This window comes from Streptacidiphilus sp. P02-A3a (assembly GCF_014084105.1).
Classification (GTDB): Bacteria; Actinomycetota; Actinomycetes; order Streptomycetales; family Streptomycetaceae; genus Streptacidiphilus.
The window spans coordinates 3,746,512-3,769,729 of the sequence record NZ_CP048289.1 but is presented as its reverse complement, the minus strand read 5'-3'; the positions used below and the strand labels follow the sequence as shown (position 1 = coordinate 3,769,729).

The window sequence follows — 23,218 nt, the reverse complement described above, 5'->3', positions numbered from 1 at the left end:
CGCCACATGACCCGCGCCCTTTGCCTACGGCGACCGCGCCCCCAACACAGGCCGTGAGCCACCGCCTTGCAGGGGATACGTCACGGACAGCCATCACTCGCCTGCCGTTCACGCGCTGGTGGCGGCCGCCGGTCCGACCCGCCCGAGGACATCTCACCCGCTGGACAGGGGATCGGCACCGAGCCCTGATCGGCCCCACTGACCCGATGCCGCCCGTCAGGACGGGCGCGAGTCACCCTGTCGGACCGGTCAGGCGGTGAACGCGCCGGTGGCGCTCAGCGCCTGGGCGCTGGTGGGGTAGATCGGCAGTATCGCGTCCAGGCCGACAATGCCCAGCAGTTGGCTCAACTGCTGCGGAACCGCCGCCAGGGCCAAGGCGCCCCCCACAGCGGTCAGGCGCTGGTGCAGGGACACGAAGACGTGCATGCCCGCGGAGTCGCAGAACCCCAGCTCCCCCAAGTCCAGCACCAGGTACACGACCCCCTGGTCCACAGCGGCCAGCGCCGCCGAGAGCAACGCTGGGGAACTGTCGAAGTCGACGTCACCGACCAGCGCCAGGACGGCGCCGCGTCCGTGACGGGTCATGGTCAGCTGTAGCTCGCTGCCTGCGGGATCGCTCAACGGCTGCCTCTCCTTGCCCTGGTGCTGCCCGGCGGGTACCGGAACACTCTAGAACGGATCGCTGGAGCCGTTCGGGCCGGACCGCGAAGAGGATTGACTGCCGAGAGCGGCGGGGCGCCAGGTATGGCGGCGGCGTGCTGGGGAAAGAGTCAACTATGACCGAGCGTCGCCCCTTGGGGCTTCCTGCCTTCTCCCAGCCCCTCGCCCCCGCGACCACACCGGAGCGGCTGCGGCCGCTGCCCGTGGACCGTGCCGTCTTCCAGGCACCCCCGACGCAGGCGGCCGAGCAACGGGCCCCGGCCCGACGCGCCCTGGCGGCCGGGGGCCTGACCTTCTCCGACCAGAGCCACCCGAACGGCTGACCGGTGGAACCGGTTCGGGAACGCCGGAGATCGTCCGCACAGGCGGCCGAGGCATCCCTCTGACCTCACGGACGCCGATCAGCGGCAGGGCGTCAGGAGTCGGTCCCGTCCGCAGGGGCACCCGAGTACCGCTCGGCCAGGACGACAATCGTGGTCGGGCGAGCTTCCACAGGTGCGCGACGAGATTCGCCCCCCGCTCGGTGAAGAGACCCTGCCGCCTTGGGCCGAGCCCGTTCCCCGGTGAACAGGCGGGCCGCGCACGGTGCCTCGTGCGCGGCCCAGTCTGTGTTGTTCGTCAGTCCCCGAGGGCGCTCAGGAACTTGTCGGTGTACTCCAGCGGGGTCGTGCTGGAGAGGGAGTTGCAGGTGGGGGACGCGTACGAGTCGGAGCAGGGCGTGTCCCGGTCCAGCGACCAGAAGTGCAGCCCGGCCAGGCCGTTGCTGACCGCGTAGGACGACAGCGTGTTCACGTCCGCGGCGGTGAAGGTCTCACTGGTGGCGTCGTTCATGCCGATCATCGGGGTGACGGCGATCTTGCTCGCCGGGATCCCATAGGTGTGTTCGAGGTTCTGCACCGCCTGGATCGACGACTGCGCCATCTCGCAGCTGCCGGAGGAGACGACGCACACGCTGCTGGACGCGTTGCCGAAGTCCATGGTCATCAGGTTGATGACGTACTTGCTCAGGCTGGAGCCGCGCACCGCCTGGACGACCTCGTTGCCGAGCGAGTTCACTCCGCCGTAGCTGCCGTCGGACGCGCCCAGCGTGGCGAGCGTGAAGGAGAACTGCAGGTTCGGGTACTGGGACTGCGCTCCCGCGGCGGCGGCGACCAGGTTCGAGATGTCCGACTCGCTCTGGCCGCCCTCGATGTCGAAGTCGATGCCGACCAGGTTCGGGCTGGCGTAGCGGGCGATGAAGGACTCCATGCCGGCCGTCGAGGTGCAGGTGAAGGTTCCGGCCGCACCGCCGGTCGACACCACGTAGTTCAGGTTGGCGGCGTGGAGCTGGGGCACGTTCTCCGCGGCGAAGTTGGCACCCGAGACGCCTCCCCAGGTCTCACTGCCGCAGGAGCCGGTGGCGAACGCGAGCGTGAGCGCGGGCAGCTTCGGGATGTACTGCGACACCAGGCTCCCGGAACCCACGACCGGCAGGACCGACCCGGACGCGGCCGACTGCATCTGGTAGGTGTTCCAGTTCATGTTGATGGTGACGTCCTTGTACGGGCTGAAGAGCAGTCCGCTCACCGGCGTGCTGCCGCCGGGCAGGTTCCACTGCTGGTTGGCTCCGTTGTTGCAGTCCCAGATGTCGAGCTGGGTGCCGTTGGCGGTGCTGAACCCGGGGTCGTCCAGGCATTTGCCGGAGGCCGGGTTGACCAGGGTGTTGTTGGCGCCCTGCTGCCAGACCTGGTTCCCGCCGCCGTTGCAGTCCCACAACTCCACCAGCGCCCCGTCAGCGGTGGACGCGCCGGTGATGTCCAGGCACTTGCCGTTGATCTGCAACGTGTTATTACTGGCCACGGTCCACTGCTGGGCCGGGGTGTTGTTGCAGCCGTACAGGTCGACGATGGTGCCATCCGCGCTGCTACCGGCGAAGTCGTCCAGGCACAGACCCTGGTACCCGGTGATCGCCCCGGACGTGGCGGCCTCGGCGGTCGTGGCCAAGGCGCCCACGAACCCCAAAGTGGCGGCGACCAGGACCACCGCCCCCACGAGCGCACCCAGTCGACGCCGCACGCGGCGGCCCATCGTTCTTCTCCATTGCATGGCGAGTCCTCAATATCGGTTTTCCGTCAGATCCAGCACCGGGGGCGGTGCGGAACGGTCATGGGATGCGGACCGGTCGCTCCCGCTGCTGGACATGCGGAGCCCAGCGGCGACCGGCCGGTCCGCAGGTCTTGGACGACCTGCGGACCGGGGTGTTCGGTGTCGTGCGACGGTTGGGCAGGGGCCCGGCCTTGCTACCGGGTGGATGGGGTCAGTAGTTGGGCAGGTTGACCGGTCCGGCGTTGTTCGAGTTGACGGCGGCTCCGGTTCCGTTGATCACGGACTGGATGCCCCCCTCGTTGCTGAGCCATACGGTCAGCAGGTCGTGGAAGGCGACGCCCGGGGTGTCGGGTGCCTGGAATGCCTCCGCGTTCTCGATGGGCACGCCGGCGTCGAAGTTGGAGTAGCTGCCCATGCCGTAGCCGTTGAAGCTGGTGACACTGTTGGGCAGGTAGAACGCCGGGTAGCCGTCCTGGGTGGGGCTGGCCATCCAGGACGCCTGGTTGGGCACGTCGTACGGGTTCTCGTTCTGGAAGAAGACGACGGTGCCGCCCTGGCCGTTCCAGACGGTCTCGTACTGCTGGTAGTGCTCGACGGCCAGGCCGTAGGCGGTGACGTTGTTGCCGTTGACGGTCAGGCCCGTCGCCGCGGTGTCCGAGGTCCAGGAGCCGCTGCCCGTGCCGTGGTCGGCGCGCCAGGACCAGACGTCGTCGAGGATCGAGTTGTTGCTGTTGTCGATGAACGCGTCGGTCACCGAACCGGCCGCTGCCCCGCCGACGCGCAGGAAGACGTCGTCCACGCTGACCGGGTCACTGGCGTGGCTCACGGTCGAGCCCTGGGTGCCGATGGTGAGCAGGGTCGGGGAGTTGGCGGTTCCGGCGTCCAGGATCAGGTCGGAGATGTTGACCCCGCCGACGTCGGCCACGTTGATGGTGGTCTGCCCGGCGGTGGGGATCAGCGTCGCGAAGCCGAGGCCGAGGATCTTGGTGTCGGCCTTGGTGACGTTGATCGTCTGGTTGTAGCTGTAGACCCCGGGGGTGAACAGCAGGTTGTCGCCCGCCGCCAGCGCCGCGTTGATCTGGGCGATCGTGCTGGACGCGTTGACGACGTAGAACGTGCTCAGCGGCAGCGAGGTGCCGGGGGTGTTCCCGTTGGCCCAGCTCGCACCGCTGGAGTTGGTCTGCACCGAGGGGACGAACACGTTGTAGTTCCCCGAGGAGTCGGTGTACAGGTAGGGCTCCTCCTCGGTCACCGGGGAGGTGGCCAGGGTGGTGTACGGCTGGGGTCCACCGGAGCCCACCGGGGTCGAGCCGAAGCTCTGCGCCGGGGCACCGGGGTCGCCGGAGAACACCTGGTTCCACACGCCGTTGCTCCAACTGCCGATCTTCGTGTTGCGCACGAGGAACTGCTGCTGGGAGCCGTTCTGGACGGTGCCGTTGAGTTCGGAGTCGGCGATGAACCCGCCGCTGGCCCAGTCCGGCGAGCCGTCGCAGTAGTCCATCAGGGTCACGTTGCCGTTGATCTCCACCCGGCGCATCGGGGCGGCCTGCGAGACGGCCCAGACGTCCTCACCGGCGAAGCAGCCGGTCAGACCGGTGACGTTGATCGTCAGGTTCGAGACCGACCGCCAGAAGTTGTCCGTGGCGTAGCACTCGCTCTGGTCGCCGTTGGTGCACTGGTTCCAGGAGTCGATCGTGCCGTTGATCACGACCTGGCCCGGGTTCTGTCCGAGGCCCTCGACGCTCTCGTAGTAGCCGACCTGGAAGTCCAGCGGATTGGCGGCGGAGCCGTAGGTTCCGGGCTGGAACAGGATCTCGTAGCGTTGCGTACCGAACTGGTTCGGGTTCTGCTGAGTGCCGAGCGCGTTCAGGGTGCTGGCGATCGTGCTCACCGACTCGCTCGGGCTGATCACGATCACGTTCGAGCCGAGACTGCCGCCGGTCGGAGGAGGGGGCGAGGTCGGAGGCGTGGTGCCGCCGGGCAGGTTCCATGCCTGGTTGGCTCCGCCGTTGCAGTCCCAGATGTCCAGCTGGGTACCGTTGGTGGTGCTGAACCCGGGGTCGTCCAGGCACTTGCCGGAGGCGGGGTTGACCAGGGTGTTGTTCGCGCCCTGCTGCCAGACCTGGTTCCCGCCGCCGTTGCAGTCCCACAACTCCACCAGCGCCCCGTCGGCGGTGGACGCGCCGGTGATGTCCAGGCACTTGCCGTTGATCTGCAACGTGTTGTTACTGGCCACGGTCCACTGCTGGGCGGGGGTGTTGTTGCAGCCGTACAGGTCGACGATGGTGCCGTCGGCGCTGCTACCGGCGAAGTCGTCCAGGCACAGACCCTGGTACCCGGTGATCGCCCCGGACGTGGCGGCCTCGGCGGTCGTGGCCAAGGCGCCCACGAACCCCAAAGTGGCGGCGACCAGGACCACCGCCCCCACGAGCGCACCCATCCGATGCCGCACGCGGCGGCCTATGGTTCTTCTCCATTGCATGGCGAGTCCTCAATGTCGGCTCTTCTACGGTCAGCTGCCCGAAGCCGGGGAGCAGGCATGGTGGGGTCCCTGCTCCCCGTTGGGGTGGTGCGGTGTTAGGGCAGGTTCCACTGCTGGTTGGTGCCGCCGTTGCAGTCCCAGAGGTCGAGTTGGGTGCCGTTGGTGGTGCTGAACCCGGGGTCGTCCAGGCACTTGCCGGAGGCCGGGTTGACCAGGGTGTTGTTCGCGCCCTGCTGCCAGACCTGGTTCCCGCCGCCGTTGCAGTCCCACAACTCCACCAGCGCCCCGTCAGCGGTGGAGCCGCCGGTGATGTCCAGGCACTTGCCGTTGACCTGCAACGTGTTGTTACCGGCCACGGTCCACGCCTGCGCCGGAGTCCCGTTGCAGTCGTACAGGTCGGCGATAGTGCCGTCCGCACTGCTGCCCGCGAAGTCGTCCAGGCACTTGCCCGATATGCCCGAGGTCACCGCACCGGTCGAACCACCGCCACCGCCACCGGTACCGGTTCCGGTGAAGGCGCTGAGGCCGTTGGGCGTGCCCAGACCGGTCGGACCGTCGTAGCCGGTGGTGGCCGTGCACAGGTAGGAGGGGTTGCAGGAGCCGTCCGATCCCGAGGTCACGTCGTTCAGGCCCGAGCGGTTGGCGTAGAGCACCGAGGCGGCGTTCGTGGCGGGGGCGCCCGCCAGGGCGTACACCGAGGCGATGATCGGCGAGGAGGCGCTGGTACCGCCGACCACGAACCAGCCTCCCTCTCCGTAGGTGTCGTAGACGGCGACGCCGGTGCCGGGGTCGGCCACGGCCGAGACGTCCGCGACGGTGCGGTTGCCGCAGCCGGTGTCGGTCTGCCAGGACGGCTTGGTCTCCCAGGAGGAGCAGCCCGCGCCGGAGCCCGACCATGCCGTCTCCGACCAGCCGCGCGAGGAGGAGCTCCGGCTCAGGGAGGTGCCGCCCGCGGCCACGACGTAACGGGACGAGGCGGGGTAGCTCACTCCGTAGCCACCGTCGCCCGAACTGGCGACGTCGACCACACCGGCGTGGTTGTAGTCGCCGTCACTGCTGGCGTCGCCGGAATCGTCGCCGGTGCCCCAGCTGTTGGAGATGAAGTGGGCGCCCAGGGAGACCGCGGTGTTCTGGGCCGCGTCCAGGTCGCCCGCCTCGACGACCAGGATGTGGCAGTTGGGGCAGATCGCGGAGACCATGTCGATGTCCAGCGACGCCTCTGTGCCCCAGCCGGTGTCGCCCGGAGGGTAGTTGCTCTGCTGGCCGCTCTGATTGACCTTGCGGAAGCAACCGTTGGCCGTGGTACAGGCGGGCAGGCCGTACTGGGAGCGGTAGGTCCCCAGGTCCGCCTCCAGGTTCGGGTTGTCCGCGTTCTCCACGACCGCCACCGTCGCCCCGCCGCCGGCGGACGCGGCGGCCGAGGCGAGGTTGTAGGCGCTCTGAAGGTCCGCCGGTCCGTAGCCGGAGGGAGCCTGGTCGGGGGTGAGCGCGTCGGCGTGCACGGCGTGGAGGTCGGTGCGCACCAGGGAGTAACAGACCGGACCGCCCGGATGCAGCGGCTTGGCGCAGGCGGGCGTGGTCGTGACGTGGCCCGTGGTGGTCGGTGACACGGTCGTGGCCTGCGCCGCCATCGGAACTGCGGCGGCGAGCCCGGTGGCAGCGGCCAACGCCACCGCCCAGCGGAAGAGAGCTCTCATGGTTCTACCCAATCGGGGGTCGACCAGGGCATCAACGTGCCACTGGGAAAGGGGAACTAGGGTGCCCGGCGAGACGTGCTGCCGTCCTCGGCCGGCCGCCTCACGCACCCCGCAGGCCGCCTGCCAGCACACGTCCAGGTCGGCAGGCGGGCGCGGATGGGACCGGTGCCCTGATCAGGACATCAGCAAGTACGGTGGCCGGCATGCGCGGGAGCCTTGGACGAGCCGCGGGATGCCGGTTTTCGCCGATCAGCGTGCATCGTTCTTCTCCTTCGCTGCCCGCCGAACCGCACGATGGCGGTCGATCAGCGAGGCAAGACGGTCGGTGGGGGTGGCACGACGCAGTGGAAGCAACGCCGCACCACAGACACGTCATGACCATGCCATAGACGCACATGGCCGCTTGGGCGCCAGAGACACCGTGGGGCGGGCTGGATGCCCAAGGCACATTGAGCACTCTTGTTGGTTCTTCTGTCAATGGGCATGAGAAATCGATGAACTGACACAAAATCCAACAACGAGGGGGCCTGCCGACATTTGCCTGATCAGCTGGGCCGCCGCTGCGCCGGTCGGCCTCCTGGGAGGCGATGGACCGTCAGGTCGCATCTGAACAAGGCAGTTGACTGAGACGGTGGCCGTCGCCATACCCTTCCTGATGGCAGAGACCTCATGCTGCTCCCAGGAGCGCCAGGCCGGCTCGGCGTTGATCCCAACTGCCGCACCACGCGTTGCCCGGATGGAAAAACTCATCTATGGTCCAGACCATTGACGCATCCCCAACGCATCACTACTTTTTTGAGAGCGCTCTCAAGCGCATGCCGCGACAGCGCGCCGTAGTCATCACGCCCCTGGAGCCCTCCATGGAAGCAGCGAGACTCACGGGTCACCCTCGGACGCTCGGCAGCCGACGGGCCTCCGTTCTCGTTTGCCTCAGTTCTCAAGCGCTGCCCTGATGTCGTTCCGTTCACAGAGGCGCGGGCCGGGGCCGTCGTAGTCGGTTCAGTGAGAGGGAGTTTGGCATGTTCAGCCGCTCAAGATTGGTTTCCGCACTGTCCGCACTCGGGGTGATCGCGGCTGCGGGTGCTGTGGCCGTGGGGGCCGCGGCCCCGGCTTCTGCGTCCTCGCCGAACCCGTGGCCCGCGCACGTCTTCGCTCCCTTCGCGGACACCTGGTCGGGCAATCTGACGCTCAGCAACGTGGCCGGCAGCTACGGCACCAAGTTCTTCACCATCGCGTTCGTCGACGGTGCCAACTGTCAGTGGTCGATAGGTGAGCAGGCCAGTCTGCAGAACCAGATCGACAGCCTCCGTGCCCAGGGTGGCGATGTCTCGGTGTCCTTCGGCGGCTATGGGTCCGACTCCGCTCTGACCGAGCTGGGCGACGCCTGCTCCACCCCGCAGGCAGCCGCGGCACAGATCGCGTCCGTGGTCACCACCTTCAACCTGTCCCACATCGACTTCGACATCGAGTCGAACTCACTGACCAACACCGCCGGGATCGACCGCAGGGACAAGGCCCTGGCACAGGTTCGCAGTTGGGCGTCCAGCAATGGCCGACCGCTCTCGATCTCCTTCACCGTCCCGGCCAGTCCCAGCGGCCTCGGCCAGGACGGCGTGAACCTGCTCGACAACGCCCGTGCCAACGGTTTCACACCCGACATCGTCAACATCATGACCATGGACTACGCCACCTCCGGGACCGAGATGGGCAACGCATCCGACCAGGCCCTGGACGCGACCGCGAGTCAGGTCGCCAGCGCTTTCGGCATCTCCACCGCGGCGGCCTACGCCAAGCTCGGCAACACTCCCATGATCGGCCAGAACGACAGCGCGGGCGAGGTGTTCACGCTGGCCGACGCGGCCAACGTGGAGTCCTACGACGCGTCCAAGGGCATAGCGATGCTGTCCTACTGGTCGGAGAACCGGGACAACGGCGGATGCGCGGGCGCGACCGCCGCCTCGGGCACCTGTAGCGGGATCAGCCAGAACACCGGTGACTTCGCCCGCGCCTTCCAGCCCTTCACCAGCGGAACGAGCACCGGTGGCGGCGGTTCGACCGGTGCCGTGGCCTCGGGCGTGGCGGGCAAGTGCCTGGACGACTTCGCTGGCAGCAGCGCCGACGGCACCATCGTTGACCTGTACGACTGCAACAACACCCCCGCCCAGCAGTGGACCGTCGCCAGCAACAACACGCTTCAGATCAACGGCAAGTGCCTGGACATCACCGGTGCCTCCACCGCTGACGGGGCCCTGGTCGAGCTGTGGGACTGCAACGGCGGCGGGAACCAGGTCTGGCAGCAGGGCGCCAACAACACCCTGGTCAACCCCGCCTCCGGCAAGTGCCTGGACGACCCCGGCTTCAGCACCACCAACGGCACCCAACTCGACATCTGGGACTGCAACGGCGGCACCAACCAGGTCTGGACCCTGGGCTGAGCCGCCCTTCGCGGCGGCGCACCCGCGTCCGCAGCGTCACCTGGCCGTAGCGAGCGGATCCGCAGCGGCAACGGACGACACCACCTACGAGAGGCCGAGGTCGATTGTGAAGAGAACAAGGAGAGTTCCCGTGCTCGCAGTGGTCGCCGCGCTGGGCGTGGCCTTGGGGCTCGCCGCTCCGGCGCAGGCGGTCACCGGCGCTGCGGCTTCGCCCGCCAGTGCGAAGGCCGGGGCTGTGGCAGCCGTGGCCTCGACGCCGCTGCGACTGGAGCCGATGGGCGACTCGATCACCTACGGCTACCAGAGCACCACCGGAAACGGGTACCGCGGGCCGCTGTGGGACGAACTGACAGCCGAGGGCCACCCTTTGGACTTCGTCGGCTCGGTTCAGGGCGGGACGATGTCCGACCCCGACAACGAGGGCCATTCGGGGTGGCGGATCGACCAGCTCGCCGCGATCACGGACTCCTCGCTGGCCACCTACAAGCCCAACGTGATCACGCTCATGATCGGCACCAACGACCTGGGCCAGGACTACGAGGACTCCACCGCACCTGACCGGCTCAGCGCACTGGTCGACCAGATCGTGCGGGACGACCCGACCGCGACGGTTCTGGTCGCCAATCTGATCGTGTCGACCAACACCGAGGTCGCTGCCGCGGAACCCGCCTACAACGCGACGATCCCGAGCATGGTCGCGGCGAAGCAGGCGGCAGGCGATCACGTGGCCTTCGTGGACATGAGCGCCCTGACCACAGCTGACCTGTTCGACGCCCTGCACCCCAACGACGGCGGCTACCAGAAGATGGCCGACGCCTGGAACAAGGGCATCCAGGCGGCGGACGCGGCAGGGTGGATCACTCCTCCCGTCGCCAACGGCGCCCCCACCCCGCGGACGAGCAGCGCCTTCGCGTCCGGGATCGCGGGCCAATGCCTGGACGACTTCGCTGGCAGTAGTGCCGACGGAACCGTTGTCGACCTGTACGGCTGCAACCGCACCGCGGCCCAGACATGGACCCCTTACACCGATGGCACGCTGCGGATCAACGGCAAGTGCCTGGACATCACCGGCGCCTCCACCACTGACGGGGCCCTGGTCGAGCTGTGGGACTGCAACGGCGGCGGCAACCAGGTCTGGCAGCAAGGCGCGAACAACACCCTGGTCAACCCGACCTCCGGCAAATGCCTGGACGACCCCGGATTCAGCACCACCAACGGCACCCAACTCGACATCTGGGACTGCAACGGCGGCAGCAACCAGCAGTGGACAGCCGCATAGGTCCCGCTCTTCGTCCCGGGCGCGGGACTCGGCACACCACAGCGAACGAACGGAAAGGTCCCGCAAGGATGAAACGACTGAGATCCCTCGCGGCGGGGGGCGCGACGCTCGCCCTGGCCGTCGGGAGCATGCTGATGGCACCCGTGGCACACGCCGAGACCGCCCTGCCCTCGCCGGACGCCGTCTACCAGGCATGGAACAACAACTTCCTGTACCAGGGCAACGGCGACACCTACTACACCAGCGAGCTGCTCAGCAAGGGCACAACCCGGGCCGGGATGTGGATCGCGGCCCTGGACATCCAGGTCGCCCAGGACGTCTACGAGCGCACCCACGCACCCGCGGATCGGCAACGGGTCATCAACCTGGTGAACACCTACCTGAAGTACGAGGGCACGGACTGGGAGTCCTGGGACGGCTGGAACGACGACGTCGCCTGGGACACCACCACGGTCCTGCGCGGCTACCAGGAGACCGGTGACACGGACTGGCTGAACATCGCGGAGGACCAGTTCAACAAGACCTACGCCCGGGGCTGGTCCACCGACGGCGGCGGCGGGATCTGGGAGAACGACACCGACTACAGCAAGTGCTCGCTGAGCAACAACCCGATGATCAGCATCGCGGCGACGCTCTACCAGATCACCGGCGACAACACCTACCTGACGGAAGCCGAGGCGATCTACTCCTGGGTGCGCGCCAACCTGGTCAACACCACCACCGGCGTCGTCAACGAATGCATCGCCTTCCCCAACGGGGCCAGCGGGGGCACTGTCCTGCAAGCGTCCGACAACGCCTACAACGCCGGATCCTGGATCGAAGCCGCCGACAACCTGTACCGGATCACCGGGAACAGCGAGTACTACAACGACGCGGAACGCACCGCGGACCACTTCATGAACACGGTCCCGATCGTCGCCAACAACCAGACGGCGGGCAGCTCCTACCAGTACTGGCTGTTCAAGGGCATCAGCGACTTCTGCACCGACGCCGACCTGTGCGGCCGCTACAGCGCCTACATGCAGTCCAACGCCGCGCAGGCCTGGAGCGAGCGCGACAGCGACAACCTCACCTGGAACGACTGGACCAATCCCACCACCGACACCAACCCCGACGCGTTCGAGATGATCGGCATGGTCGCCCTGTTCCAGGTGCTGCCGACGACCGCCCCGTCCCCCTTCTCCGGCTCCTACGAGATCCAGAACACCACCAGCGGGCTGTCCCTGGGCGTCCAGGGCGACTCGACCGCCAACGCCGCGGCGATCGTCCAGAACACCGACACCGGTGACACCAGCGCCTCGTGGACGTTCGTGCCCGAAAGCAACGGCTACTACGAGATCGAGAACGCCCGCAGCGGTCAGCTGCTCAACGTCAGCGCGGCCTCCGGTGCACCAGGCGCGCAGATCGTCCAGTGGCCGGCCGGTGGCCTGATCCCGGGCAACGACCAGTGGAAGCCGGTCCAGAACTCGGACGGCACCTGGTCCTTCTACAACCGCAACAGCAAACTCGCCCTCGACAACCCGGGCGGCAGTACGGCTGCGGGAACGCAGTACGAGCAGTGGGCGCCCAACGACGGCCCGAACCAGAAGTTCACCCTGACCTCGCGCACCAACGGCAGCAGCCCCTCAGGCGGCACGGGCCCGGTGACCTCCGGGGTCGCCGGGAAGTGCCTGGACCTGACCGGGGACAACACGACCGACGGCACCAAGGTCGAGCTGTGGTCCTGCAACGGCACAGGCGGACAGTCCTGGACAGCCGCCTCCGACGGCACCCTGCGAACGTCGGGCAAGTGCCTGGACGCCACCGGCGCCGGCACCGCCAACGGCACCCTCCTGGAAATCTGGGACTGCAACGGCGGCGCCAACCAGCAGTGGCAGCCCTACGACGGCGGCTACCGCAACCCGGTCTCAGGACGCTGCCTCGATGACCCCGGCGCCAGCGCCACCGACGGAACCCAGCTGGAACTGTGGGACTGCAACGGCGGCACCGCCCAAATCTGGTCCCTCCCCGGCGCCTGACCCAGCCGAAGGGAACCCAAAGACGGCGGCCGTGAAGTGTCCGTCTTCCTGCCGCAGCAGGCCACGGCGATCACCGGCAACACGCACCTACCCACTGTTGAAAGGACTGGCCATGCATGTGAAGGACACGCCACGCGGTCATGCGCGGACTCGGGCAGGAACGATCCTCGGAGTGGTGACCGCTACCGCCCTCAGCCTGGGACTCGTGGGAGCCGCAACCGGTACTGCCCACGCCGCCACGTCCGGGACGATCACCGGGTACCAGGGCAAATGCCTGGACGACTTCGCGGGCAGCAGTGCCGACGGCACCATCGTTGACCTGTACGACTGCAACAGCACCCCCGCCCAGCAGTGGACCGTCGCCAGCAACAACACGCTTCAGATCAACGGCAAGTGCCTGGACATCACCGGCGCCTCCACCGCGGACGGGGCCCTGGTCGAGCTGTGGGACTGCAACGGCGGCGGCAACCAGGTCTGGCAGCAGGGCGCCAACAACACCCTGGTCAACCCGGCCTCCGGCAAGTGCCTGGACGACCCCGGCTTCAGCACCACCAACGGCACCCAACTCGACATCTGGGACTGCAACGGCGGCACCAACCAGCAATGGAACCTGCCGACCGGGTCCGGCGGCGGTGGAGGTGGTGGGACCGGAGGTGAGCCGCCCGCCTCGTTCTGGGGGGACACCGGCGCCATCCCGGCGGCCACCCAGGTCCTGGAATTCAAGATCGAGAACCAGACCAACGGGCAGTACCCGGACAGCCAGGTGTACTGGAGCTTCAACGGCCAGACCGAGTCGATCGCCCAGCAGCCCTACATCGACATGCCCGCCAACTCCTCCGGCCGGATGTACTTCTACCTCGGCTCCCCCACCAGCCAGTACTACGACTTCATCGAGTTCACCGTCGGCGCCTCCTCGATCAACGTCGACACCACGCGGGTCGACCGGTTCGGCCTGAAGCTCGCACTGCTGCTGCACGGCCACGACGGCTCCAACCAGGAGGTCGGCGAGAACTACGCCACCTTCCAGGAGAGCCGCGCCGCGACCTTCCAGCGCTTCGAGAACTTCGTGCCCACCGAGTTCAAGGAACTCGCCACCGACCAGGCACCCTACGGCATCCCCGCGCCGGGCGACGACGCCGCGTTCCAGCCCGGCGGCGCGGAGGCGAACTACTACAACAGCTACGCCGCCTCGGTAGGCGACAGCTCGGACACCACCGCCCAGATCCTCGGATGCAGCGGCACCCTGGCCAACAACCCGCAGCTGTGCGCCGGGATCAACCGGCACGTCGCGCAACTGCCGGTCGCCCAGCAGTCCACGGCCAGCGGCTTCTACCAGAGCGCCCCGGCCGACTACTACGCCGACTTCTGGCACCAGAACTCCATCAACGGACTGACCTACGGCTTCCCGTACGACGACTACGCCGGTCAGTCCTCGGACATCTCGGTGACCAACCCGCAATACCTGGTCGTCGCAGTCGGCTGGTAACCGAACCCTCAAAATGAGCTGCTGTCCGACCCGGGCCCGTGGGGGATCCGGGCCGGGCAGCCTTCATGCCTGTTTGGTTATGGCCTGTTTGGTTATGGCCTTTTTTGTTTGAAGTATTGACCAGATATCGACATGAAGAGACACTGAGCGCCATCCTCCTCTAGTGAAGGGTGGCAACGATGCCACGGATACGGAGACTCATCCCCTTGTGGGTACTGGCGCTGCTGGCAGCGCTGTTGGCGAGCGGAACCACCGCGGCCCACGCCGCACCCCACACACCGGCCGACGTGCCAGCCGCCACGTCGATCACCGTCGACGGCGGGCAGAGCGGTCGGACGTTCGACGGCATCGGCGCGATCAGCGGCGGCGGCGGCAACTCGCGCCTGCTGACCGACTACCCCGCCGCCCAGCAGAAGCAGATCCTGGACTACCTGTTCAAGCCCGGCTACGGCGCCAACCTGCAACTGCTGAAGCTGGAGATCGGCGGGGACGCCAACTCCACCGACGGCTCCGAGCCGTCCATCGAGCACACCAAGGGCACCATCAACTGCAACGCCGGCTACGAGTTCTGGCTCGCCGAACAAGCCAAGGCCCGCAACCCCGACATCGCCCTGTACGGGCTCGCCTGGGCCGCACCCGGCTGGATCAACGGCGGCTTCTGGTCCACCGACACCATCAACTACCTCATCTCCTGGCTGGGCTGCGCCAAGACCCACGGCCTGGACATCAAGTACCTCGGCGGCTGGAACGAGCGAGGTCACGACGCCGACTGGTACGTCCAGCTACGTTCCGCCCTCAACGCGGCCGGGTACTCCAGCGTCGAGCTCGTGGCCGACGACAGCAGCTGGGACGTCGCCGACGACATGGCCACCGACCCCGCGTTCAACAACGCGGTCTCCATCATCGGCGCCCACTACCCCTGCGGCGGTGACGGCGGCAGCGCCGACAGCTGCTCCAGCACCCAGGCCGCGCAGGACAACGGCAAACCACTGTGGGCCAGTGAGAACGGCTCCCAGGACATGAACACCGGGGCCCCCGCCCTGATCCGCTCGATCACTCGCGGTTACGTCGACGCCAAGCTGACCAGCTACTTCAACTGGCCCCTGATCGCGGCGATCTACTCCAACCTGCCGTACTCCACCGTCGGCCTGGCCACAGCCAACTCGCCGTGGTCGGGGAGCTACAGCATCGGTGAGAACACCTGGGCCACTGCCCAGGTCACCCAGTTCGCGCAGCCCGGATGGACGTTCATCGACCAGGGGTCGGGCTACCTGGGCGGGGCCGAATCCAACGGCAGCTACATCACCCTGAAGTCCCCCAACGGGACCGACTACTCCACCATCCTGGAGACCACCACCGCCACCACCGCCCAGACCGCCGACTTCACGGTCAAGGGCGGCCTGTCCACCGGTACCGTCCACGTCTGGGCCACCGACGTCAACGACCCCAATCCCGCCACCGACTTCATCCACACCCAGGACATCACCCCCACTGATGGCACCTACTCGCTGAACATGCTGCCCGGCTACGTCTACTCCGTCACCACCACCACCGGCCAGGGCAAGGGAACAGCCACCGCACCGGCCGCCCACCCCCTGGCGCTGCCCTACTCCGACAACTTCAACAAGGACGCCGCCGGCACCGAGGCCAAGTACGTCTCCGACATGCAGGGCGCGTTCGAGGTGCAGAAGTGCGCGGCGGGCCGCTCGGGGATGTGCCTCCAGCAGATGGCCGCCACCAAGCCCATCGAGTGGCAGGACGACAGTGACGCGTTCGCTCTGGTCGGTGATCCGACCTGGACGAACTACTCCATGCAGGCGGACGTCGAGCTGGCCAAGCCCGGCACGGTGGAGCTGATCGGCCGCGCGGGCACCCAGAACCGTCCGCAGTCGCACCAGCAGGGCTACTACTTCCAGATCAGCGACACCGGCGACTGGACCATCCTCAAGAGCGACTCGGACGGCAACCGCACGGTACTGGCCCGGTCCTCAACGACCGCGCTGGGCACGGGAACGTGGCACAAGCTGAAGCTGTCGTTCGACGGACCGGTCATCACCGCGTCGGTGGACGGCAAGAACGTCGGCGTGGTCAATGACAGCAGCTACGCCGCCGGTCAGGGCGGTCTCGGCCTGACCTCGTACGACACCGACCAGTTCGACAACCTCTCCTTCACCCCCATCACCAAGCAGGCCGCTCCCGTCACGCTCACCGCGACGCCGTCGACTGCCGCCGTCCAGCTCGGTGCCACCGTCACCGTGACCACCACCGTCACCGTCCCCTCCCACGCCAAGGCCGCGGAGGGCATCAACATCACCCTGGCCGCGCCCGGGTTCACCTTCGACCCGCAGCCGCAGGTGTTCGGGGAGATCAAGCCCGGCCACAGTGCCACCGCCACCTGGCAGCTCACCGCGCCTACCGGCAAGGCGACCCTGACGACCCTCAGCGCCTTCGCCACCTTCGCCCAGGACGGCGTCGCGAACTGGCTCAGCGAGGACTCTCCGCTGTCAGCGGTCTACCCGCCGCCGCCGTCCGGAGTCAACAACGTCAGCGACCTGCAATTCGTCTCCGCCACCAACGGCTGGGGCCCGGTCGAACGCGACCAGTCGGTCGGTGGCCAAAACGCCGACGACGGCACCCCGCTGACCATCGACGGCACCGTCTATCCCAAGGGACTGGGCACCAACTCGCCCAGTGACGTCACCATCTACCTCGGCGGCAACTGCTCGTCGTTCACTTCCATCGTCGGTGACGACGCCGACGCCGACGGCAACGGCACGATGACCTTCAGCGTCCTGGGCGACGGCAAGACCCTCGCCGCCACCGGAGTGGTCAAGGGCGGCGATCCCGCCCAGCAGCTCACCGCTGACCTCACCGGCGTGCAGATGCTCGACCTCGTCGTCGGCGACGCCGGAGACGGCAACGCCTACGACCACGGCGACTGGGCCATGCCCAAACTCACCTGCAGCAGCTGAGCGTCAGCACCACCACAGATCACACCTCCGGGCCGGCCGCACACCAGCGGCCGGCCCGGCCTCAATCAGTCCGCACTCCCGGCTCGACTCGGTGCGGCGGACGCGGGCCGACCGCACCGGCCCACTGGCAGCCGCCGAGCAGGAACGGCAGGTTCAGCGTGGTCAAGCCATTCATCCCCTCACGGCCCACAGCTGGGCCATGTCGCCCCTGACACCGCAGAAAGGACTGGTCAGCCAGAACGAGGTTATCCTGACCATCACCCCCCGGCCCTTCGTGCCCTGAGGTGCGCCGTCCCCGCGGACATCGGGCGATCTCATTGCCGCAGTAGGGGATCCAGCATGTGCGCGAGTCAGGATCTGGCCCTGCCTGGGAAGAAGCCTGGCTGGGGTAGCCGAGCCGGGCCAAGTGGGGAATCAAGCGTGTTGGCGCCCGGTCGGTGGGCGGGCCGCGGGCCTGGGAGGCGGCTTACCTTCTTCCCGGCCCCAAGGACTACGGCTGACTCGTCCCCCAGCGATTGGGAGCCGAGTCAGCCGTCTGATGAACCGCCAGTCAGTCTCTCAGGAGGATGGCAGGGTCCATTCCTGGTTCGAGCCGCCGTTGCAGTCCCAGATGTCCAGTTGGGTGCCTGGGGTGGTGTTGAAGCCGGGGTCGTCGAGGCATTTGCCCGATGCCGGGTTCACCAGGGTGCCGTTCACGACGTTCCACTGCTGGTTGGAGCCGCCGTTGCAGGTCCACAGGTCGACCAGTGTCGGCGTACGAGCGAACATGCGCCACCTCGTACGGGTGATTGTGCTCCAGAAGTGATGCGGTGGCGGGGTGGTGTCCGCGAGTCTGCTGTTGTCCGTTCGGGTGGCAGAGGGGCGGCTGGCCGTGGTCTTGGACCCACATCGCTGGTTGGAGTTGAGGCGATTTCGCGCCCTGTACGAGTCGGGCGCGATGAGCCAGCGGCAGATCGCGAAGGAGACCGGGCTCAATCGCCGCACGGTCGCCAAGTACTTGTCGGGTGAGGTCCCGGCCGCGCCACCGCAACGGGAGTCCGGCGCCTTGCCCAGGCAACGGGCGGTGGATGAGGTCGCTCCGCTGATCGACGCGATGCTGCGGTCCGAGATCCTGCTCAAGGGAGCGGTGATCCACGAGCGACTGGCCCAGGAGTACGGGTTCGCCATCAACTACCAACGGGTCAAGATCTACTTGCAGGAGGCCCGGCCCCGGATCGCCGGGGAGCTCGGTATCAACCCCGGCGAGCTGGCGGGCCTGCACCGCCGGTTCGAGGTCGTGCCGGGCGCCCAGGCCCAGGTCGACTGGGGCGACGAGGGACGGATCCTGGCCCACGTCGGCATCCCGAAGGTCTACTCATTCCACATGACGCTGTCGTACTCACGGGACCCCTTCTGCTGCTTCACCACCAGCCAGGACCTGGCGACGTTCTTCGACTGCCACCGCCAGGCGTTCGCGCACTTCGGCGGAGTGCCGATGAGCATCGTCTACGACCGCACCAAGACCGTGGTCCGCCGACACGTCGCCCCGGGCGAAGCTGTCCCGCTCCACCCGGAGGCGGTGGCGTTCGCCGGGCACTACGACTTCGACATCGACGTGCTCGCCGCCTACCGCCCCCAGGGCAAGGGCCGGGTCGAGCGGCAGGTGGCCATCGTGCGCGACCACGTCCTGGCCGGCCGGGCGTTCTCCTCGACCGAGGAACTCGACGCCGCGTTCACCGCGTGGGTGCCGGTCCGGCGCGCGCGGGTGCACGGTACCCACGGCGAGGTCATCGGCCTGCGCGCGATCCGCGACCACGTGGCCTTGCGGCCGCTGCCCCGCGCACCCTATGTGGTCGCGCAGCGGCACCTGCGGCATGTCGGCAAGGATTGCCTGGTCGCCTTCGACGCCAACCTCTACTCGGTGCCCGCCCGCAAGGTCCGCCCGCGCCAACTGGTCGAGGTCCGGGTCACGAAGTTCCAGGTCATACTCCATTCCACTGTCCCCGACACCACTGGCGGCACCCTGCTGGCCGTGCACTCCAGGGCGGTGGGACGTGGTGCCCGCATCGTCGACGAGCGCCACTGGGACGGCCTGCCCACCGGGGAGGGCCGCCGCACCACGACCGGTGACGACCCCCGGCCCCGCCGCGGCCTCGCCCTGCGCGAGGAGGACGGTCCGCTGCGGGCACTGCTCAGTCGGGCCGCCGCTGCCCGCGTCGAGGTGGGCCGGCGACCGCTGTCCGTCTACGACGAGCTGACCGGCACCCGCCCGTTCACCACCCACCCGAGCGCAGAGGAACCCTGTTGAGCGAACTGGTCAGCAACCGCATCCGCACCATGGCCGGCAAGCTCGGCCTGCCCCACCTCGTGGAGAGCCTGAACGAGTACGCCAAGCGGGCGGACGAGGCGAAGATGGGCTACGTCGACTTCCTCGACCTGGTCCTGTCCGAGGAACTCGCGGTCCGCGACGACCGGCGGTTCCGCCAGGGACTGCGGCTGTCGAAGCTGCCGCACCACAAGACGATGGACGACTACGACTTCTCGTTCCAGCCCGAGCTCGACCCGCGCAAGGTCAAGGACCTGGCGACCCTCTCCTTCGTCGAGGCCAAGGCCAACGCCGCTCTGCTGGGCCCGCCCGGGGTCGGCAAGACCCACATTGCCGTTGCCCTCGCGGTCGCCGCCTGCCGGGCCGGCTACTCGATCTACTTCACCAGCCTCGACGACATGGTCCGCCACCTCAAGACCGCCGAGGCCACCGGCCAGCTGACCAGCAAGCTCCGCACCTACCTGCGGCCCAGCGTCCTCGTGGTCGATGAAGTGGGCTACCAGCCCCTGGAACGAGCCGAGGCGAACCTGGTCTTCCAGGTGATCTCCAAGCGCTACGAAAAGGGCTCGATCATCCTGACCTCGAACAAGACCTTCAGTGAGTGGGGACAGGTGTTCGGTGACGAGGTTCTGGCCACGGCCATCCTCGACCGGCTCCTGCACCACTGCGAAGTCATCGCGATCAACGGCAACAGCTACCGCCTCAAGAACCGCCTCCAAGCTATCGAGCGGGAGGCCGATGTCGCCTGAGCGGTTGATCAGTCTTCAAATTTCGGTTGCTGCCGGAGCCGTCGAACAGCTGCGGGCTGTCACTGGAGCGCAGAGGCCGCGTCGTCGCTCTGAGCCTGGTAGACGGTCACAGTCGTGGCCACAGCGTCGACTTCGATCGGTCCGGTGATCCTCAACCAGACCAGTTCGGGCAGGCCCTCGGAGCGATCGAGTCGGCCGAGCGCCTCGGTGGGCCAGGGCAACGGCAACTTCGGTAGGTGGATCAGGGAGATCCCGTCAATAAAGATGGGGGCCAGTTCGGGTTCCCCACGGGTGAACCGAGTAGAGATTGGACAGCGAGACCACCACATCGGGCTTCCACGGCCCCTTGCGCAGCCACACGTCCAGCGTGTTCTCCTTGCGGTCCTCGTTGGACTCGTCCAACGAGATGCGCTCGATGAAGTAGCTGATGCAGGACTCCAACGTGCACGCCGCATTCGTGCATCGGTTCTTGAAGGCGTCGGGTGCCCCATGTTCGTCGACCACGGCACGAGACTACGGTGAGCGGAACGGGCCATGAAAGCGACTTCGCTGACACGGGTCGGTGGCGCACACAACTCCGTACGCACTGGAGCACTCAGATCAGTACGCGGACAACCAGGGTGCCGTCGGCGGTGGAACCGGCGCCGATGATGTCCAGGCAGCTGCCGTTGTTCTCCAGGACGCCGTTGCTGTACTGCCATACCTGTGCCGGGGTTCCGTTGCAGGTGTAGACGTCGACCTTGTTGCCGTTGGTGGCGCTGTCGGCGTTGTCGTCCAGGCACAGGCCCGACAATCCCGAGGTGACCGGGCCCGCGGGGTAGCTGCCGGTCCCGCCGGTGCCGGGGGTGATGTTGAGGTTGTCGAACTGGTCGGTCTGGTAGCCGACCACGCCGATGCCGGCCTGACCGGTCTGGTAGGTGTAGTCGGTGGCTGAGCCGAGGGCTTTGCCGTCGATCGAGGCGCTGATGGTGGAGCCCTGCATGGTCAGTGCGAGGGTGTGCCAACTGCCGGTGCCCAGGGCGGTGGTGGTGCCGCTGGTCAGGGTGGTGATGTTGCCGTTGGTGTCGCTGCGGTCGATGGACCAGGCGCCGGTGTTGGAGGCGCGTAGCAGGTAGGCGGCCTGGTCGGATTGTGGGCGGTCCTGGGTGTTCGCGCGGCCGTAGATCTCGGCGGTTCCGGCTTGTTGGAGGTCGACGTCGGTGCTGACGGTGTAGTTGGACCAGGTGGTGTCGCCGATCAGGGCGAAGGCGTCCGAGTCGTTCTGCCATTCGATCGGCTTGATGGGGGCCATCTGCTGGACGCACTGTCCGGTGCGGCCGTTGGCGCAGGGCTCGACCTGGTAGGCGCCCTGCATGGTCTCCAGGTACTTGGGTTCGCTGCCGGTGGCGTCGGCCTCGTAGGTGTCGTTGTAGGGCAGTGCGAGGGCGGAGGGGGCGGGGCTTGCCGCGGTGCCCTTGCCCTGGCCGGTGGTGGTGGTCAGGGTGTAGATGTAGCCGGGCTGGGCGGTGAGCGTGTAGGAGCCGTTGGAGGGTGTGAGGTCCTGGGTGTGGATCAGTGAGGTGGAGGGGCTGGGGGAGTTGACGTCGGTGGCCCAGACGTGGACGGTGCCGGTCGACAGGCCGCCGGAGACGTTGACGTTGACGCTCTGCGCGGCTGTCGCGGTGGTGGTCTCGATGACGGTCGAGTAGTCGCTGTTGTTGGTGGACTTCAGCGAGACGTAGCTGCCGTTGCTCTCGGTGCCGCCGAGGTAGCCGGAGCCGGAGTTGAGGAACTGCCAGCCGGGCTGGGTGAACTGGGTGACCTGGGCGGTGGCCCAGGTGCTCTCGCCGACGGTGTAGTTGCCGGACCAGGGCTGGCTGGCGGTCATCATGCCGTCGGTCGGGTAGGGCAGGTTGGGTGTGATGGCGGCGATCAGGGGCCAGTTGATGTAGGCGGTCATCTCCGCGTCGGTGTAGCCGCGGGTGATCGAGCGGATCAGTGCGGGTGCGCCGGTGTTCATGTCCTGTGAGCCGTTCTCGCTGGCCCACAGGGGTTTGCCGGTGCTCTCGGCGGTGGTGTTGCCGGGGCAGGTGTCCGCGTCCCCGCCGTCGCCGCCTTCGCAGGGGTAGTGGGTGCCGATGATCTGGACGGCGTTGGCGAACGCCGGGTTGTCGGCGATGTCGTTGGCGACGGACCAGTCGCTGTCGGCGCCGACGATCTCGGTGGAGTTGTAGCCGTCGGCGTTGAGGGTCGAGCGTAGTTGCTCGTACCAGGCGATGTTGTAGCCGCGTTCGTTCCAGCCGCCGAGGTAGTTGATGGTCAGGCCGTCGGCTTTGGCGCAGCCGAGCCAGGAGACCAGGTAGTTGATCATGTCGGTGGACCAGAAGTTGCCGCCGCCGATCCAGCCGGGGGCGGCCCAGGCCAGGCCGTAGAGTTTGATGTTCGGGTTCAGTGCCTTGGCCTGTTCCATCAGCCAGAACTCGTAGCCGGTGTCGCACTGGACGTTGCCCGAGGTGTGCTCGATGGATGGTTCGGCGCCGTCGGTGGAGTTGGCGTCTCCGCCGATCTCGACCTTGAGGATCTGCAGGTTGGCGCCGTAGTCCGGCTTGAAGAGGTAGTCGAGGATCTGCTGCTGCTGGGCGGCCGGGTAGTCGGTCAGCAGGCGGGAGTTGCCGCCGCCGCCACTGATCGCGCCGATCCCGTCGAAGGTCCGCCCGGCGCTCGAACCGTTCACGTTGATCGTGGTGGCGGCAGTGGCGGCACGAGCGGGCGACGCGGCAATGGTGGGGCAGACGAACCCCATCAGGGTCACTAGGCCGAGCAGCACGAACTGCCATGGCCGTTGTCGAGGTACTGAGGACATGAGTTGGCGTTCCCTTGGCGTGGTGGGTGTGGGCGGACCTGCTGCGCGGACCGTGCCGCGTATCCGGGATGCCATGGCCCTGACAGCCTTGGCCAGATAGAATATGTTGGTAACTGTTGGCTATTGAGACACTGGAGTCAGGCCCTGTCAATGCCCTGCGCAACGAAAGGCACCCCTCCCACCTCCACGCGAGGCAGTGTCAACTGGC

At 67.5% G+C, this 23,218-nt stretch carries 16 protein-coding genes; 8 read left to right on the top strand and 8 right to left on the bottom strand.

All coding sequences use genetic code 11. The annotated features are described in order from the left end of the window. Window positions 1-249: 249 nt before the first annotated feature. The gene (locus GXP74_RS17080) at window positions 250-621 is read right to left on the bottom strand and encodes an STAS domain-containing protein (protein WP_182452331.1); all 372 of its coding nucleotides are present in this window, start codon (window positions 619-621) and stop codon (window positions 250-252) included. Window positions 622-776: 155 nt separating this feature from the next. Between GXP74_RS17080 and GXP74_RS17075 the strand changes: the two genes are divergently transcribed. After that, a complete protein-coding gene (locus tag GXP74_RS17075; protein ID WP_182452330.1) occupies window positions 777-983 on the top strand; it encodes a hypothetical protein in 207 nt (68 codons plus the stop codon). Between the two features lie 295 nt (window positions 984-1,278). Here GXP74_RS17075 and GXP74_RS17070 read toward each other — a convergent pair whose 3' ends face one another. From GXP74_RS17070 to GXP74_RS17060, 3 genes are all read right to left on the bottom strand, one after another. Continuing rightward, complete coding sequence (locus tag GXP74_RS17070) at window positions 1,279-2,727, bottom strand: ricin-type beta-trefoil lectin domain protein (RefSeq protein WP_182452329.1); 1,449 nt, start codon at window positions 2,725-2,727, stop codon at window positions 1,279-1,281. 229 nt (window positions 2,728-2,956) lie between these two features. Next, window positions 2,957-5,185 (bottom strand): ricin-type beta-trefoil lectin domain protein, encoded by a 2,229-nt coding sequence (locus GXP74_RS17065; RefSeq protein WP_182452328.1) that lies wholly within the window; start codon window positions 5,183-5,185, stop codon window positions 2,957-2,959. A 137-nt stretch (window positions 5,186-5,322) separates the two neighbouring features. Beyond that, on the bottom strand, window positions 5,323-6,924 hold the full coding sequence (locus GXP74_RS17060; protein ID WP_182452327.1) for a S53 family peptidase: 1,602 nt from the start codon (window positions 6,922-6,924) through the stop codon (window positions 5,323-5,325). Between the two features lie 1,091 nt (window positions 6,925-8,015). Here GXP74_RS17060 and GXP74_RS17055 point away from each other — a divergent pair. From GXP74_RS17055 to GXP74_RS41825, 5 genes are all read left to right on the top strand, one after another. Then, window positions 8,016-9,359 (top strand): chitinase, encoded by a 1,344-nt coding sequence (locus GXP74_RS17055; protein ID WP_225447996.1) that lies wholly within the window; start codon window positions 8,016-8,018, stop codon window positions 9,357-9,359. Between the two features lie 130 nt (window positions 9,360-9,489). Continuing rightward, on the top strand, window positions 9,490-10,638 hold the full coding sequence (locus tag GXP74_RS17050) for an SGNH/GDSL hydrolase family protein (RefSeq protein ID WP_225447995.1): 1,149 nt from the start codon (window positions 9,490-9,492) through the stop codon (window positions 10,636-10,638). Window positions 10,639-10,706: 68 nt separating this feature from the next. Next, window positions 10,707-12,656 carry an RICIN domain-containing protein gene (locus tag GXP74_RS40360; protein ID WP_182452324.1) on the top strand — a complete coding sequence of 650 codons (1,950 nt, stop codon included), beginning with the start codon at window positions 10,707-10,709 and terminating at the stop codon, window positions 12,654-12,656. A gap of 175 nt (window positions 12,657-12,831) precedes the next feature. Continuing rightward, window positions 12,832-14,142: a glycoside hydrolase family 64 protein gene (locus GXP74_RS17040; protein WP_225447994.1), complete on the top strand. Its 1,311-nt coding sequence runs from the start codon at window positions 12,832-12,834 to the stop codon at window positions 14,140-14,142. A gap of 287 nt (window positions 14,143-14,429) precedes the next feature. Beyond that, window positions 14,430-17,114 carry an NPCBM/NEW2 domain-containing protein gene (locus GXP74_RS41825; protein WP_304940915.1) on the top strand — a complete coding sequence of 895 codons (2,685 nt, stop codon included), beginning with the start codon at window positions 14,430-14,432 and terminating at the stop codon, window positions 17,112-17,114. Between the two features lie 558 nt (window positions 17,115-17,672). Here the strand turns inward: GXP74_RS41825 and GXP74_RS17030 are convergent. After that, window positions 17,673-17,882 carry an RICIN domain-containing protein gene (locus tag GXP74_RS17030; RefSeq protein ID WP_182452322.1) on the bottom strand — a complete coding sequence of 70 codons (210 nt, stop codon included), beginning with the start codon at window positions 17,880-17,882 and terminating at the stop codon, window positions 17,673-17,675. 103 nt (window positions 17,883-17,985) lie between these two features. Here GXP74_RS17030 and istA point away from each other — a divergent pair, with 103 nt between their 5' ends. Together istA and istB are read left to right on the top strand one after the other, a co-directional pair. Continuing rightward, a complete protein-coding gene (istA, locus tag GXP74_RS17025) occupies window positions 17,986-19,401 on the top strand; it encodes an IS21 family transposase (RefSeq protein WP_182449779.1) in 1,416 nt (471 codons plus the stop codon). Beyond that, on the top strand, window positions 19,398-20,168 hold the full coding sequence (gene istB, locus GXP74_RS17020) for an IS21-like element helper ATPase IstB (RefSeq protein WP_182449778.1): 771 nt from the start codon (window positions 19,398-19,400) through the stop codon (window positions 20,166-20,168). The genes istA and istB overlap by 4 nt, the downstream gene beginning before the upstream one ends. A gap of 59 nt (window positions 20,169-20,227) precedes the next feature. Here the strand turns inward: istB and GXP74_RS17015 are convergent, their stop codons facing one another. The 3 genes from GXP74_RS17015 to GXP74_RS17005 form a co-directional block, all read right to left on the bottom strand. Further along, on the bottom strand, window positions 20,228-20,389 hold the full coding sequence (locus GXP74_RS17015) for a hypothetical protein (protein ID WP_182449777.1): 162 nt from the start codon (window positions 20,387-20,389) through the stop codon (window positions 20,228-20,230). 34 nt (window positions 20,390-20,423) lie between these two features. Further along, window positions 20,424-20,672: a hypothetical protein gene (locus GXP74_RS17010; RefSeq protein WP_182449776.1), complete on the bottom strand. Its 249-nt coding sequence runs from the start codon at window positions 20,670-20,672 to the stop codon at window positions 20,424-20,426. 91 nt (window positions 20,673-20,763) lie between these two features. Beyond that, window positions 20,764-23,010, bottom strand: a complete 2,247-nt coding sequence (locus GXP74_RS17005; RefSeq protein ID WP_182452321.1) for a ricin-type beta-trefoil lectin domain protein — start codon at window positions 23,008-23,010, stop codon at window positions 20,764-20,766. Between the last annotated feature and the right edge of the window lie 208 nt (window positions 23,011-23,218).

What these genes read in the sequence shown, in the direction of transcription:
- GXP74_RS17075 (WP_182452330.1), top strand. Translation starts at nt 777, where the DNA reads ATGACCGAGCGTCGCCCCTTGGGGCTTCCTGCCTTCTCCCAGCCCCTC.
- GXP74_RS17070 (WP_182452329.1), bottom strand. Translation starts at nt 2,727, where the DNA reads ATGGGCCGCCGCGTGCGGCGTCGACTGGGTGCGCTCGTGGGGGCGGTG.
- GXP74_RS17065 (WP_182452328.1), bottom strand. Translation starts at nt 5,185, where the DNA reads ATGGGTGCGCTCGTGGGGGCGGTGGTCCTGGTCGCCGCCACTTTGGGG.
- GXP74_RS17060 (WP_182452327.1), bottom strand. Translation starts at nt 6,924, where the DNA reads ATGAGAGCTCTCTTCCGCTGGGCGGTGGCGTTGGCCGCTGCCACCGGG.
- GXP74_RS40360 (WP_182452324.1), top strand. Translation starts at nt 10,707, where the DNA reads ATGAAACGACTGAGATCCCTCGCGGCGGGGGGCGCGACGCTCGCCCTG.
- GXP74_RS17030 (WP_182452322.1), bottom strand. Translation starts at nt 17,882, where the DNA reads ATGTTCGCTCGTACGCCGACACTGGTCGACCTGTGGACCTGCAACGGC.
- GXP74_RS17005 (WP_182452321.1), bottom strand. Translation starts at nt 23,010, where the DNA reads ATGTCCTCAGTACCTCGACAACGGCCATGGCAGTTCGTGCTGCTCGGC.